This window comes from Paraburkholderia sp. Cy-641, from assembly GCF_011752945.1.
Taxonomy (GTDB): Bacteria; Pseudomonadota; Gammaproteobacteria; order Burkholderiales; family Burkholderiaceae; genus Paraburkholderia.
Window position 1 is genome coordinate 25,860 of the sequence record NZ_VWWM01000016.1, and the last position, 14,259, is coordinate 40,118.

15 protein-coding genes are annotated in these 14,259 nt (G+C 62.4%); 6 read left to right on the forward strand and 9 right to left on the reverse strand.

The features are described from left to right. Positions 1 to 78 precede the first annotated feature (78 nt). The 4 genes from F3J20_RS10480 to F3J20_RS10495 form a co-directional block, all read right to left on the reverse strand. Complete coding sequence (locus tag F3J20_RS10480; RefSeq protein ID WP_167047935.1) at positions 79 to 1,287, reverse strand: MFS transporter; 1,209 nt, start codon at positions 1,285 to 1,287, stop codon at positions 79 to 81. 114 nt (positions 1,288 to 1,401) lie between these two features. Further along, a complete protein-coding gene (locus F3J20_RS10485; protein WP_167047932.1) occupies positions 1,402 to 1,875 on the reverse strand; it encodes a VOC family protein in 474 nt (157 codons plus the stop codon). Between the two features lie 226 nt (positions 1,876 to 2,101). Beyond that, complete coding sequence (locus tag F3J20_RS10490) at positions 2,102 to 2,587, reverse strand: VOC family protein (protein ID WP_167047929.1); 486 nt, start codon at positions 2,585 to 2,587, stop codon at positions 2,102 to 2,104. Positions 2,588 to 2,781: 194 nt separating this feature from the next. Next, entirely contained in the window at positions 2,782 to 4,515 is a 1,734-nt protein-coding gene (locus tag F3J20_RS10495) for an SH3 domain-containing C40 family peptidase (RefSeq protein ID WP_240162753.1), read from the reverse strand. Between the two features lie 208 nt (positions 4,516 to 4,723). Here F3J20_RS10495 and F3J20_RS10500 point away from each other — a divergent pair, with 208 nt between their 5' ends. Continuing rightward, positions 4,724 to 5,146, forward strand: coding sequence for a TOBE domain-containing protein (locus F3J20_RS10500; protein ID WP_167283335.1), 423 nt, complete (start codon positions 4,724 to 4,726; stop codon positions 5,144 to 5,146). A gap of 149 nt (positions 5,147 to 5,295) precedes the next feature. Here F3J20_RS10500 and F3J20_RS10505 read toward each other — a convergent pair whose 3' ends face one another. From F3J20_RS10505 to F3J20_RS10515, 3 genes are all read right to left on the reverse strand, one after another. Continuing rightward, entirely contained in the window at positions 5,296 to 5,787 is a 492-nt protein-coding gene (locus F3J20_RS10505) for a hypothetical protein (protein ID WP_167283336.1), read from the reverse strand. After that, positions 5,784 to 6,149, reverse strand: a complete 366-nt coding sequence (locus F3J20_RS10510) for a tlde1 domain-containing protein (RefSeq protein WP_167283337.1) — start codon at positions 6,147 to 6,149, stop codon at positions 5,784 to 5,786. Before F3J20_RS10510 ends, F3J20_RS10505 begins: the two co-directional genes overlap by 4 nt. A gap of 247 nt (positions 6,150 to 6,396) precedes the next feature. Beyond that, positions 6,397 to 6,810: a DUF1493 family protein gene (locus F3J20_RS10515; protein ID WP_167283338.1), complete on the reverse strand. Its 414-nt coding sequence runs from the start codon at positions 6,808 to 6,810 to the stop codon at positions 6,397 to 6,399. Positions 6,811 to 7,183: 373 nt separating this feature from the next. Here F3J20_RS10515 and F3J20_RS10520 point away from each other — a divergent pair, with 373 nt between their 5' ends. Both F3J20_RS10520 and F3J20_RS10525 read left to right on the forward strand, forming a co-directional pair. Beyond that, complete coding sequence (locus tag F3J20_RS10520) at positions 7,184 to 7,684, forward strand: GAF domain-containing protein (protein WP_167047914.1); 501 nt, start codon at positions 7,184 to 7,186, stop codon at positions 7,682 to 7,684. Positions 7,685 to 8,110: 426 nt separating this feature from the next. Beyond that, the gene (locus F3J20_RS10525) at positions 8,111 to 9,814 is read left to right on the forward strand and encodes a GGDEF domain-containing phosphodiesterase (RefSeq protein WP_167283339.1); all 1,704 of its coding nucleotides are present in this window, start codon (positions 8,111 to 8,113) and stop codon (positions 9,812 to 9,814) included. A gap of 123 nt (positions 9,815 to 9,937) precedes the next feature. Here the strand turns inward: F3J20_RS10525 and F3J20_RS10530 are convergent, their stop codons facing one another. Together F3J20_RS10530 and F3J20_RS10535 are read right to left on the reverse strand one after the other, a co-directional pair. Continuing rightward, positions 9,938 to 10,114 carry a hypothetical protein gene (locus F3J20_RS10530; protein ID WP_167283340.1) on the reverse strand — a complete coding sequence of 59 codons (177 nt, stop codon included), beginning with the start codon at positions 10,112 to 10,114 and terminating at the stop codon, positions 9,938 to 9,940. Further along, positions 10,108 to 10,290, reverse strand: coding sequence for a hypothetical protein (locus F3J20_RS10535; protein WP_167047905.1), 183 nt, complete (start codon positions 10,288 to 10,290; stop codon positions 10,108 to 10,110). The genes F3J20_RS10530 and F3J20_RS10535 overlap by 7 nt, the downstream gene beginning before the upstream one ends. Before the next feature lie 56 nt (positions 10,291 to 10,346). Here F3J20_RS10535 and F3J20_RS10540 point away from each other — a divergent pair, with 56 nt between their 5' ends. From F3J20_RS10540 to F3J20_RS10550, 3 genes are all read left to right on the forward strand, one after another. Next, positions 10,347 to 11,147 (forward strand): IclR family transcriptional regulator, encoded by an 801-nt coding sequence (locus F3J20_RS10540; RefSeq protein WP_167047902.1) that lies wholly within the window; start codon positions 10,347 to 10,349, stop codon positions 11,145 to 11,147. Beyond that, positions 11,144 to 12,610: a sulfatase-like hydrolase/transferase gene (locus F3J20_RS10545; protein ID WP_167283341.1), complete on the forward strand. Its 1,467-nt coding sequence runs from the start codon at positions 11,144 to 11,146 to the stop codon at positions 12,608 to 12,610. The genes F3J20_RS10540 and F3J20_RS10545 overlap by 4 nt, the downstream gene beginning before the upstream one ends. 68 nt (positions 12,611 to 12,678) lie before the next feature. Next, the gene (locus tag F3J20_RS10550; protein WP_167283342.1) at positions 12,679 to 14,238 is read left to right on the forward strand and encodes an amidohydrolase; all 1,560 of its coding nucleotides are present in this window, start codon (positions 12,679 to 12,681) and stop codon (positions 14,236 to 14,238) included. Positions 14,239 to 14,259 lie beyond the last annotated feature (21 nt).

Sequence of the window (14,259 nt, forward strand, 5' to 3'; positions counted from 1 at the left end):
CAAAATCTGTGGGTAACTTTGCGCGGGGTCCGTCTTCGGGATGCGGGCGATGCGTTCAAGGCCACCTCGCCCGTCCCGTCATTCCTCGATCAGCAACGCGCGCCTGCGCCGCAGCAGCGCCGCGCCGAGCGAAACCGCCGCGCCGATGCCGCCCATCGTCAGAGAGAGCGCGACGATCAGCGGCCCGGTTTGCGTACGCGCGGAGAACACGCTCACGAGCAGGCCGGCGAGCGGCTGCGTCATGTTGTTCAGCAGGATCGCCACGCCGATCGTCTTGCCGTAGTCCTCGGGCGGAATGATCTGCAGACGCGCGCTGCGGATGTAGACGTTGAACATCTTGTCGAAGCCGACGATCAGCAGAAAGCCGAGCGCATAACCCCACGGCGCCGCGCTCGCGCCCGCGATCACGCCGCCCGCGCAGATCGTCACGAAGGCGACGAGGCCGAGCACGCGCGCGGGCCAGCCGGCGCGCGCGACCGTCAGCAGCACCAGCACCGTGGCGATCGCGCCGGCCGTTTGCAGCCCCGCGTAGTCGCGGCTCGATTGCGCATGCAGGCCCGTCACCATCGCCGCCGAGGTCGCGAGCGTCACGCCGATCACGAGGTTTTCCGCCGCCGCGAGCATGATGACCTTCTTCAGGCCCGGCAGCGTCCAGACATGATGCAGCGCGATGCGCAGCGGCTGCGTCCAGTGGCCGGCCGGCGCACGCGCGAGCGCGGGCGCGCGAAAGCCGCTCAGGCGCTGCCACAGGAACAGGGCGGCGTCGGCGGCGAGAAACAGCACGCCGGTCGCGGCGACCACGCTTTCCCAGTGCCACAGGCCGAGCAGCAGCGCGGCCAGCATCGGCCCGAGCACGAAGCCTAGCTGGTCGGCCAGTTGCGAATAAGCGAGCACGCGCTGGATCTGCTGCGTGCTGAAAATCTGCGGCAGCATCACTTCGCGCGCCACGAGGCCTTGGCTCGTCAGCACGCCGCACGCGGCCGACAGCCCGATCAGCCAGCCGATGCCGCCGAACAGCACATAGGCGGCGATGCCGCCGAAGCAGGCGAGCGCGCGCACCGCCTGGCTCAGGCGCATGAGCCTGAGCGGCGCAAAGCGGTCGCAGAGCGCGCCGAAAAACGGGAACACGAGATAGCGCGGCAGCGTTTCGATGAAAAACGCGAGACCCGACCACGAGACGTCGTGCGTCGTCTGGAATACGACGAGCGGCACGAGAAAGAGCAGGATCTGATCGGCGAGGCGCGCGACGAATAGCGAGCAGAAGAAGGCGTAATGGTTGACGCGCACCGTGAATGTCTCGCCGCTGATAGTTGGATAAAGGGGCGAGACCGATGCTATCAAAGATCATGCGGGCGCGGCGGCGCGCCGTGCCACACGGCATCGCGCCATGCCGCGCGGGGGCTACTCGCCGCGATACGCCTGTTCGAGCGGCGCGATATCGAGCTTGACCATTTTCATCATCGCCGCCATCACGCGGCTCGCTTTCTCGCGGTCCGGGTCGAGCAGCATCTTCAGCAGCACGGTGGGCGCGATCTGCCACGACACACCGAAGCGGTCGCGCAGCCAGCCGCACGCCCACGGCTCGCCGCCGTCGAGCAGCCTCGACCAGTAGCGGTCGACTTCTTCCTGCGAGTCGCAATGTACGAACAGCGAGATCGCCGGCGTGAACGAATACTGCGGGCCGCCGTTCAGGGCCATGAACTCCTGGCCCTCGATTTCGAACGTGACGGCCACGACCTTGCCCGCCGGCCCGGGGCCGGCATCCGTGTAGTGCAGGGTGGTGGCGATGCGGGACTCGGAGAACACCGAGATGTAGAACTGCGCGGCTTCTTCCGCATTGCCGTCGAACCACAGGCACGGCGCGATTTTCTGCATGACGTTGCTCCTTGGGGATTGCTGCGGGTTGAGCGTTGGGTTGGCGTCAGTTGGGGCGTGGGCGCATCGGCGAGTGTGTCGTCAGGCACGCGGGGCGTGCCTGACGGTCGCTCGCTCGATGGTTCGTCTGGCGGAGGGCGGCTTGCGGCCGGTCCGTGGTCGCTGTATGGCCGCTTATGGCCGTTGATGGCGACTGAGTGAGCGCGGCGTGGCCGCAAGGCGAGGGTTATTTCCGCTCTTCCGACGGGCACTGCATCGTCGTCATCGCCTGCTGGATTTCCTCGGCGCTCAGGTCGCGCTTGTGCGTCGCGAGCGACCAGCTATGCCCGAACGGGTCCTTGACCTGGCCGTAGCGATCGCCCCAGAACATATCGGTGACGGGCATCGTGACGGTCGCGCCCGCGTCGACGGCCTGCTTGAAGCTTGCGTCGACGTCCTCGACGTAGTGATGGATCGTGACCGGCGTGCCCTTCAGCGTGTTCGGGCCGAACGCCTGATGCTCGGGCCATTCGTCGGTCAGCATCAGCATCGAATCGCCGATTTTCAGCATGGCGTGCATGACCTTGCCGTTCGGCCCCGGCAGACGCATCTGCTCGACGGCGTTGAAGGCTTTCGTATAGAACGCGATCGCTTCGGCGGCGTTCGCGCAGATCAGGTACGGCGTAAGCGAGTGCATCCCGTCCGGGATGGCTTTGACGGTGCTGCTGGTCATGACGGCGACTCCTTCGGGTAACGGTTCGATCAATGGAAAGACCGGCTGGGCGAGCCAGGTCTTCAACGTTACGACGAGTCGGTGACCGTTGAATCGACACTTTGGAAAAAATATTTTTGAGGGGTGTAGGGGCGCTATGTGGCCCCCGTTTTCGCCCTCGCTTAGCCCTCATGGCCGGCGTGCCAACCGGTCCGCTAACCCGCCGGATTGTCTTCGTCCGGCGGCGGTGCGGACGATGGCGCCGCGTTGCCCATCGGGGCGCCGAGAATGCTGATCTGGAACGTCGGAGTGGCCGCGAGCGATTGCAGGGTCGCGTCCTCGGGGATGCGCGCGTAGAGCGGCAGGATCACCGAGCCGCCGATCACCGCGCGCCGGCTGTTGTCGGCGGGACGCAGCCCCCACACGTCCTGATAGACGACCGGCACCGTCACGCCGTCGCGCGTCGTGTTGCCGATGTAGAGCATCACGTGACCGCCGATGTAGATCAGCGTGCGCAGCGGTTCGCCGTGCCCGGCGAGATAGTCGAGCCGCTCGGCGGGTGTCGACCCGGACAGGTCGATCATGCGCCCAGCGCTCATCTGCGTCGACGAATGGCGCGGCAGCCATACGCCGAACGCCGCGAAAATGCTTTGCAGTTCCGACGAGCAGTCGTTGTAGAGCCCGCTATTGCCCCAGCCGTACGGCCGCCCGATCAGCGCTTTCATCAGCATCGCGAGATGGCGTGGCGTTGCGGCGAGCGGCATCGGCGCGATCTGCGCGGCGTCGAGCGACGCGGTGCGGATCAGCGCGCGGCCATCGACGTCGCGGGCGGGGGCGAGGAGTGTGTATGTGACGGTAGCGGCCTTGCTTGCGGATTCGTTGGTGGTTGCGCTTGCCGATTCGCGTTCGGCGTCGGTAGTGGGCTCATTGACGGTTTTGTTGGCGGTTGCATGTGCGTTGTCGCCGGTAGCGGAGCCGTCGCCGACACGGGCCGTGCCATGCGCCTTCGCTGTCGTTGCCGCCGCCGGGGAAGAAGCCGGCACCAACGGCAATAACGTTCCCGCCGGCGCGTCGAAACGGAACACGCCGTGGCTGTCGCGCACCGCCGCCGACGCCACGATCACCGCGCCAAGCGATTTCCCGGCCGCCGCGCGCCATTTGTCGACGAAACGGTCGTTGGCGAATGCGACGCCGTCGCTGCGCACCCAGCCCTGCACATCGGGCGTCTGCACGTAATCCCACGCGCCGTCGACGCTGCTGCCGAGCACGTAAAGCGGCGTGCCCGGCCGCACCGCTGAAATCTGCAGGTTGTCGAACGGATAGCCTTCGCCAGCCAGATGGCGGTCGTAGAACGACGGATCGGTGGTCGGCAACTCGCGCACCAGCAGGTTGCCGGTGGCGATTGCGCGGCGTTCGGGCTGATAGGCAGGCGTCTGCGCGAACTGCTCCACGTTCATGTTGCGTGCGATCGCATCGATCCAAGTCTTGTCGTGCGGACGGAAGTTCTCACCATAGCCGAGCGCGGCACCGTGCTTGCCGGTGTTGTCGAATTTACCGATGCGGCGCTGCTGCAGCGCGACGATGTCGGCGCCCTGCTCGCGAAAGACGCGCGCCGTCACGTAAGCGGCGTTCCATGGCGACGGGGCGTTCGCGCCGGTGCCGAAATAGCGCGCATAGAGCGCGTGAAAGTGCGCCTGCTGATCTTCGGCGCTGAAGAACGGCCGGTCGTAGTCCGGGCTGTGCGGATCGAGCCAGTGATCGACGTTCTGGTCGTAGTGGTCGAGCGGGAACAGCGTGAGGTTGTCGACGAAGGCGTGCGTGTCGCGCGGCGGCGTCGGATTGCTGCACGCGACGAGCGTCGTGACGGCGGCGCCGAGCACAGTGGCGCGGCACAGGCGGCGCGCGCAGCGCCACGAAAAAGCGGAGCGGGGCGGAACGGCAACGGGCATGGAGATCTGGCGTAGGGGGTCCAAGGGCACGATGATACGGGCTCGGCGATTCGCGCGGGTCTTCCTGGGGCTTTCCTGTGGGTTTTGCCTCGTGTTGTCCACGTTGTTGTCCATTACACTCGCCTTATCTATCAACACCGTGCCTCGCAACGTTGCGCCGCAACACCGAATACCCATGCGAAGCATGCAGACCGACAAGGAGCACGATATGAAAACCAGCGCACGCAACCAGTTCAGCGGCGAAGTGACCGGCGTCAAGCACGGCGCCGTCAACGATGAAGTGATCTTGCGTACCGGGGACGGTCTCGAGATCGTCGCGATCATTACGCATGGCAGCGCGCAGTCGCTTGGACTGGTGGCCGGCAAGAAGGCGTTTGCGCTCGTGAAGGCTTCGTCGGTGATCGTGATGGTCGACGTGGCGAAGCACCAGGTGTCGGCACGCAACTGCATCGCGGGGAGCGTGGCGTCGGTCACGAAGGGCGCGGTCAACTCGGAAGTGACGATCAGCGCCGACGGTGCGCAGATTGCCGCGATCATCACGAACGACAGCGTCGAGCGCCTCGGGCTCGCGAGCGGTAAGCCGGCGACCGCGATCTTCAAGGCGTCGAGCGTGATCGTCGGCGTCGAGTGAGCTTGCAACCCGCTGAGTCTTGTTGGGCAAGGCTCGCTGTTTTGCTTGCCGAGCCCCTTGCCTGACGGCTGCCCTGATTGTGCCGGGCGCCCAGCGGACGGCAAGGGGCCGGTTCACCGTGGTTTGGCGTTCGTGCCGTAACACGCTGCTTACAGCCTCGCCAGTTCCGCTAGACAGGCCTTTTTGACGTCTCGCAACGAACGGTCATGGACCTTGCCGAGCGCAGCTTTAGCGCGTTTGACATAGGCAGGGATATCCGGAACGGTGTCTTCGATAAACGGCGCGGAGCAAACGCGATTGACACCCAGCACCGGCCCGTTGCCGGGATCGATGGCCTTGAGAACCGCGCGCGGACTTTTGGGGAGCGCGTACGCTAATCCGATGCCAAGGTCTTCGGCGTTGCCGCTGTCCGCTCCCTCTGCCAGCTTGGGGACCAGTGCGATCCACGCCATGCTGCCGGAATCGATATGGGTGAGCACGTTGTCCCATTCCGATTCAGACATTCCATTCACCACCGCTTTTGCGCCCTGGTCGTTGATTTGCCTGGCAAGGGCGGAGGGATTTGCTTCGGCGCTTGCGTTTGCCGCGGCGCAGGCCAGGGCGAACGTGAATGCGAAAGCGAAACCGGATGCACGTTTCATTGAACAACCTCGAGCCGATGATCGCCGCTCGCCCATATGCGATGACGAGTCTGGGGACCCAGGATAATGCAGCCCTCGGACGCCGTACCCGGATGATTCCGGTTATCGCCATGAATGCGGAAAGCACTTCGTCCGAACGTATTGGTACCGGGCAGCGGCGACAGATTGAGCGTGCCGGGCCCGGTGTGGGGGGACGTGTGAGGCGAGCTTATCTGGTAATTGCCGCGCGGGATGGGGCCGATGTTGGAAATCGCCTGCATGGCGGGATTGTTTTTACCGGTTGCCGCGCCGGAGTAACCACGTTCGACGAGTTCACCATTAAACGAGAGGTTTCCGGTGCTTTGCTGATAGGACCACGGCATTTTCTGTTTGTCTCCCAAGTGCCAAAAAGATAAGGCTAGTCGAATGGGGGGGCGGTGAATATGGGCCGTGGCCCAAATACGGATGAAAGCGAAAATGCTGCGCGGTGTACCGCTCCCGACTTCGGTGCTTGTAATCATCGGGGCTCTGAAGGAGCAGGGGCAGTACGATGCGCGGGTATTTTCGTCGCCGCGCGTTGATGGATTCCTGAGCGCGGCACGTTTTTTGATGGAACTGATTCGGTTGCAATCAGGTAAAGAGAGGCCCGCATAGCGGGCCTTTGGGCCACTCTTTAGTGTGCTGACTATTCAGTTCCTTCAAGCGTTCGCTATCCCATACGCCAAGCTCGATGGCATGTTGAAGCATGGCGACGGTGAGCGGCTCTCGCTTCGGTTCCTTCTTAATCCTGTGAAATAGAAAACGTACAATTGACGTAAACGGATCAAATACTCCTTCCCCTTCGAAATATCTATTGCAATCAAAATCGCCAGGACCAACATTGAACCGGTCGAAAAATGCTTCCATGAATTTGGGGGAGTCATCTCCGGTCACGCCGAGATGGTCTTCCACGCTGGTCTCTGGGTTTATAGGAAGTCTTTCAGGATATAGGATTTTTTTCCGGATAAATTCAGTAAGCTCAACTGAAGCGTCATGACTGTCCATATTTTTATCGCAGGGAGATATTTAACTGACACTTTTCATGGTTGCATCGTTATAGTGAAGCATCGCTAGAACGGCGATTTTTATCAAATATCGCTAGATATCAAATTCGAAGCGTCAGCCGCCGATACGGTACAAGCGCCTCTCAGCGGCCCGTTTGCATACTCCGGATGGACACGCAAACCCGACGTCAATCCTTCACAAAGCCACGGCAATCCGACATCAGACAAAGATGAAAATAAGCCTGCCGGGCACGACCGCCATACCGTCCCACCGCCAACCCGCCCCACATCGCCGCGCACCGCTCGAACACGCCGCTTGCTTTACACTGCACCCCTTGCCGTTTTTCTTTCCCGCTTTCATCACGGATGCCGTCATGTTCGAAGTTTCCGCCACCTCGCATCTGCCCAAAGCCGCGCAATACGAAGAACTCGTCGCGCAGGCGCGCTCGCTGCTCGCCGGCGAAACCGACTGGATCGCCAATGCGGCGAATTTTTCCTCGTTCGTGTTTCATTCGCTGAGCGATCTGAACTGGGCCGGTTTCTACTTTCACGATGGCCGCGAGCTGGTGGTCGGTCCGTTCCAGGGCAAGCCCGCGTGCGTGCGCATTCCGCTCGGCAAGGGCGTCTGCGGCACGGCCGCGCAAACCCGGCAGACTCAGGTCGTACGCGACGTGCACGAGTTTCCCGGCCATATCGCTTGCGATTCGGCGTCGCAATCGGAAATCGTCGTGCCGCTCGTCGCACCCGACGGCACGCTGATCGGCGTGTGGGACGTGGATAGCCCGCTCGTCGCGCGCTTCGACGAAGAGGACGCGAAGGGCATGGAAGCGCTGTGCGCGGCGTTCATCGAAGCGGCGCTGCCGCGCGGCGTGTAGTTTTTGCACGTTTTTTCCCGCCTGCAATTCGAGGTGCGCCGGCATTTGCCGCGAGGGTTCCCGCCGCAGGCGTTTCATTTATCCGCATGAATGTGTATGACAGGTGCGCCAATGCGGCGCAATACGGCCCGACACGGCGAAGCGCAACGGCCCGCACCGCGCCGACGTATCCGCCGGCATTCGCCCGGCTTCCGTTTTAAACCACGGTCATCGGCTACCCGACGCTACCGGTGTTTATTTCATTCCGGTCTTCGCCAGCGGTGTTTTTCGCCGCGCCGGTCCGCCGGATCGCATGCGAAAGCCGCTATCATGCGCATGGTTGCCGCGCGCGGCGTGGAGCAGGACGCGCCGGCATGACCGTTTGCGCCCCGCGCGTAACGCATACATTCAATCGTCTTGAGGACTCGGGACCATAAGGCCGGCGCAATGCACGACCCCATCAACGTCGAAGCGCGCACGCGCGACGCTGCCTTGGCGTGCGCGCCGTATGGCATGTTCATCTGCACAGCGGACGGCGTCTTCGAGACCGTCAACGCCGTCTTCGAGAAACTGACCGGCTACACGGCGCAGGAACTGATCGGCTGGCGCTCGCTCGAGTCGCTGCACGATCCGGCCGAACTGCTGAAGCGCCGCGCGGAATGGCCGCAGCTCGCGGCGCTCCGTTCGCGCTACGAAGGCGAGTGGACTTATCTGCGGCGCAATGGCTCGCGGGTTCGCGTCGCGTTCGCCCTCGCGCCCCTGAGCGCAGCTCAAGCCGATGCGTCGAATGGTGCGCCGGAGCGCTACGTCGGCATTGCGGTCGACATGACGCGCTATGCGCAATCCGAGGCGCGTCTCTGGTACGTCGCGCATCACGATGGCGTGACCCGTCTGCCGAATCAGACGCTGTTCATCGAACGGCTCGAACTGACGATCGCACGTTGCAAGCGCAACGGTCATGGTTTTACCGTGCTGATCGCCGAACTCGATCACCTGCGCAAGCTGCGCGATGCACTCGGTCTGCATGCGGCCGAACTCGTGCTGCAGATCGTCGGCGAGCGGCTGCGCGGCCTGTTTCCGCACGACGGCACGATCGCGTCGGTCGGCGGCACGCAGTTCGCGCTGCTCATCAACGAAAGCGGCGCGGCCGCCGATGCGTTCGCTGCCGAAGCGCTCGGCCGCCTCGCCGAACCGATCGATTACGCGGGGACCGCGCTGAACATCACCGCGAGCATCGGCATCGCCGCGTATCCGGCCGACGGCGCCGATGCGCCGACGCTGATGCGCCGCGCCGGCGTGGCGTTGTCGGCGGCATCGGCGGTGAGCCGCAACGCCGTGCGGCGTTTTTCGACCGCGCTCGAAGGGCAGGCCGCGCGTCGCTTCGAACTCGAGACGATGCTGCGCGACGCGCTCGAGCGTCAGCAACTGCACCTCGTGTACCAGCCGCAGGTGACGCTCGCGACGGGCCGCATCGCGCAGGTCGAGACGCTGCTGCGCTGGCATCATCCGCAGCGCGGCCTGATCAGCCCGGTCGAGTTCGTGCCGGTCGCGGAAGAGGCGGGGCTGATCGAGCGCATCGGCGAATGGGTGATTCGCACCGCGTGCCGCGACGCCGGTCTTCTGCTACGGCAGACCGGCACGTTGCCGCGTTTTGCGGTGAACGTGTCGCCGCAGCAGTTCCAGCGGCAGAATCTGTTCAACACGATTCGCGAGGCGCTCGAAGACGCGGCGCTCGATTCGTCCTGTCTCGAAGTCGAAATCACCGAGGGCGTGCTGCTCGGCGATACCGATCAGGCCTTGCAGACGCTGCATGCGCTGCGCGAACTGGGCGTCGAGGTCGCGGTGGACGACTTCGGCACCGGCTATTCGAGCCTCGCCTATCTGACGCGTTTTCCGCTCAACCGTATCAAGATCGACCGCTCGTTCGTGCTCGGCATGAGCACCGATCCGCAAAGCGCGGCGCTCGTCGGCGCGATCATCGCGATGGCACATGCGCTCAAGCTGCGCGTGACCGCCGAGGGCGTCGAAACGGCCGACCAGGCCGCGCAACTCGAAGCGCTCGGGTGCGATGAAGCACAGGGGTTCTGGTTCTCGCGTCCGCTGACCATCGCGATGCTGCGCAATGTGCTGAAGCCGTTGGGGACGGTTTGAGGGGCGCGGTGCCCGTTTGCGCATTCGCCAGTTTCGTTAGTTTCGTCAGTCGATCGATGCAGTGCAAAAGCGATCCTTTCTTGCTTTTTCGTCTTCTCGCCTTCTCGCGTTGTCGTTGCCGATTTACCGGCACTCGTCGATCTCGAGCGCGCCATTTGTCGTTCCCACCGATTTCTCCAATTCTTCTGCACCGCCGTTGACGGCGTTCGGGGTGGGTTCGAACGGCCGTGTATCGCCGAACTGTGTGGCAACAAGCATGGCGATGTTCTTGTGCCGGATGTCTTGCGACTCCGTCAGCAAATTGAATCGTCATCCTTAAAGAGTTGCCGACGCCTGGCGGCCTGATGCAGCAACATGCCGCGACACCAGAACAACGCCGTGCCGTTTGCCGGTGCCGCCGAGCCCGGCGGATTCCGCGCCGCCTGCCCGATGAAGGGTTTGTCCTGGGTATCCGTGAAGGGTTTGTCCCGATCCATTGCGAAAAATATCGGTGGGACAATTTGTTCTCCAGACAAGCACATCGTTCTCTACAGTGAAACAACTCGCCTATCTGCTGAATGCGCTGGACGTATTGGAAGCGGTCGCGCGTCCGCGCTCCGGTTCTTCCTTGTCCGCTATTGCGCGCGATCTGGAGTTCTCCAAATCCGGCGTTTTCCGCATACTCGCAACCCTCGAAAGCCGTGGTTACGTTCTCAAGAACGAGAGCGGCAATTTCGAAATCGGCCCCCGTCTGTTCGAATTGGGGGCCAGCATGCCGCAGAAGCAATTGCTGACAATCGCTACACCACTCATGGAAAGGGTGACGGCCAGCACCAACGAAAGTACTTACCTCTCGGTGTTAACCGGTTTTTCGATGGTGACGATTCACACGGTCGAGCCGACGCAGACGATCCGGGTACATATGCCCGTCGGCGCGAGTGCCCCGGCGAATTGCACTGTTAGCGGTCTCGCCATGCTGGCGAATTTGCACGACCACGAGCTTCAGGCGATTCTTCCCGAACACCTGGAAGGAACCGCGCCGGACTCGATCGTCGACAAAGCGAAACTGCTCGCCGAACTCGGACGGATTCGGGCTCGCGGCTATGCCATTTCCGTGGGGAGCTGGAAGCCCGACACCGGCGGGGGCGCGGCACCGATCTTCAACAAGCAGGGACGCGTCATTGCAACCTTCGGCGCGGCGGCACCGATTTCCCGTCTGTCGCCTGAACGGTTAGAGATGCTTGCGATTGAGTCGCAGAAGGCCGCCACCGAAATATCCGCTGCCATGGGTTTTGTTGCCCATGCTTTATCCGGCAGCCTCGCGGCGAGAGGAAACTCCGAGGAAGAGCCATGACCGCTAGCCAGAACCTGTTGGTATTCATCTCCGACGAACATAACCCGAAGATCATGGGCTGCAGCGGTTCGTCCATTGCCGTGACGCCGCATCTGGACGCATTGGCGGCGCGCGGCACCCGTTTCTCCGCCGCGTATTGCAATTCGCCGGCCTGCGTGCCGGCCCGTGCCGTCCTGGCCACCGGGCGATACGTGCAGGATCTCGGCAACTGGGACAATGCGCAGCCGTTCGACGGTTCGGCGATGAGTTGGCACAGGCGGATTCGCGATAGCGGGTCCGACGTGACCGCGATCGGGAAATTGCACTTCCGCTCCAGCGACGACGACAACGGCTTCACCGAGGAGATCGTCCCGATGCATGTCGTGGATGGCGTCGGCGATCTGGGCGATCTGATTCGCGACGAATTGCCCGTACGCGGGGGCGTCGCCCAGATGGCGATGAGCGCGGGACCGGGGGAGTCGTCCTATACCGCATACGACCGGGACATTGCGGCGCGGGCCCAAGCCTGGCTGAAGAACAAGTCGGCGGAAGCCTCGACGAAGCCGTGGGTGCTTTTCGTCTCGTTCGTCGCCCCGCATTTCCCGCTGACCGCGCCCCCCGAACATTTTTTCCGCTTCTACAACAACCCCGATCTGCCGTGGCCGAAGCTTTACGGCGAGTCCGAGCGCCCGAATCATCCTTATCTGCGGGATTACGCACACAGTCTTCCCTACGACGATTATTTCGACTCGCCAGAAAAGGTGAGGGCGGGGCTGGCCGGATATCTGGGACTCTGCTCGTTTCTGGACGAGCAGATCGGCCAGGTCATGTCATGCCTCGAGCGTTGCGGACTGGCCGACCAGACCCGCATCGTCTATACGAGCGATCATGGCGAAAACCTCGGCGCCCGAGGTTTGTGGGGTAAAACCACGATGTACGAAGAATCGGCGGGCGTGCCATTGATTATTGCCGGCGCAGGCTTTGGCGTCGGCCACGTCTGCACGACACCCGTTTCGCACGTCGATCTTTATCCTACGTTTCTCGAAGCCACTGGCGTGGAGCGTTTGCCGTCCGAAGCGGATCTGCCGGGGCAGTCGCTATTCGACGTGTGGAAGATGGAGAACGGCAGAACCGCATTCGCCGAATTCCACGGCATGGGCTCTAAAACGGCTGCCTATATGCTGCGGGACGATCAATACAAATACATCTATTACGTCGGTTATCCCGCGCAGCTTTTCGATCTGACGTCCGATCCGGAAGAGAAGCACGACCTTGCCGCGCTGCCTGAGCAGCGCGAACGCCTGATCGCGTTCGAAAAGAAGCTCAGAACGTACTGCGATCCCGAAGCCGTCGATGCAAAAGCAAAGGCGGCGCAGAAAGCATTGCTGATCCAGCATGGCGGACGGGAGAAGGTACTCGAGAAAGGCGACTTTTCGTTTTCTCCGGCACCGGGAACAGCAGCGGTTTTCGAAAAGGCCAGTTGATCTTACTGACGTATGAATTAATTAGTACGCTTAATAGAGACGATTTCCGATTGGAGGACTCCGTGTCAGTGAACGAACAGCAGGAAACGTTGATCATCAACGCAAACGTCCTTACGCTGGACGCCAACAATACGATCGCGGAGGCCGTTCTGGTCCGCAATGGGCTCATTGCCGCCGTCGGCACCAACGCCGACGTGGCGGCGCTAAAGCATGACGGCGCCGTGGTAATCGACGCCGGGGGGCAGACCGTTTTGCCGGGATTCGTCGACGCGCATTCCCATGTGATGTTCGGCGGGCTGGTCAGCGAAGCGGTGGATCTGCTGGGCGCCGAATCCATAGACGAGATTGTCGACAAGGTTGCCAAACGCGCGCTTGAAACACCCGAGGGCGAGTGGGTTCGCGCCTCGGGCTATGACCCCGACAAACTTCGCGAAAAGCGTCACCCGGGCATGGCCGATCTCGATCGTGCGTCGACGAGGCACAAGATCTGGATGTCTTCGGATTCGTTTCATTCGAGTACCGCAAACACGCTGGGGTTCGAGGCAATCGGCATCGGGAAGGGAACGCCGGGTCTCGAGGTCGACGCGGCCGGCAATCCGACCGGTGCGTATGCGGGCGACGTGGCCCATGTTCCGGCGCGGCAAAAGGTATTCGGCTTCATTTCGGACTCCGACGCCGAACGGATGATCCGTCTCATGGCCGATCGTGCCATCGAACGCGGCATTACCACCATTCATGCATTCGAAGGCAGCAAGATGGACGGTGACCGGGATATAGACATCATGATGCGAATCAAGGATTCGCTGCCCATTCATATCGTGCCGTACTACGAGACTTTCGATATCCCGCGCGCGCAGGCGCTCGGGGTACACGGTGTCGGTGGCTGCGGACGGTCCTGTCTCGACGGCATGCCGAATACTTTCGGTGCCGCGCTGCACAGCGGTTATGCCGACTGCTGCTCGAATCATGGCGTTCTGCTGCATGCGCAGGACGACATTAATACCCTGGTGAGCGAAGCCTGCGCTGCGGGGTTGCAAGTGGGCGTACACGCGATGGGCGACGCCGCGATCGACCAGCTGCTCGATGCGTTCGAAAACGCGGAGGGAATCGCGCAGGGCCGCTCACGGCGCCATCGCATCGAGCATTTTCACGTTCCGACCACCGAGCAGATCGAGCGTGCGGCGAATCTCGGCGTCGTGCTCAGCATGCAGCCCGTTTTCACCTACCTGTGGGGCGGCACCGATGGCATCTTTTTCGAGCGCTACGGCGCGGAACGCTATAAACGGATCGACACGTACAAGGATATTCTGAACGCCGGTGTGGTCGTCGCGTGCGGAGCCGACCTGCCTGTCTATCCGGCCGATCCTTTCCTGTGGCTTCAATTGCTGGTCGAGAATCCCGTCGATCCGCGCCAAAGCGTTTCGATGGACGATGCACTCAGGATGTGCATCAGCAATGGAGCCTGGGCCGCCTTCGAAGAAGAAAAAAAAGGTTCTCTGGAAGCCGGGAAATTCGCGGACTTGATCATCGTCGATCGAAATCCTCTGACGTGTCCCCCGAAGGACTTGCGACAGACCAACGTCACGACAACGATGAAAAACGGTGAGGTGGTTTACTCGGTGCGGTGAACGCAATATTTGATAGGAGAA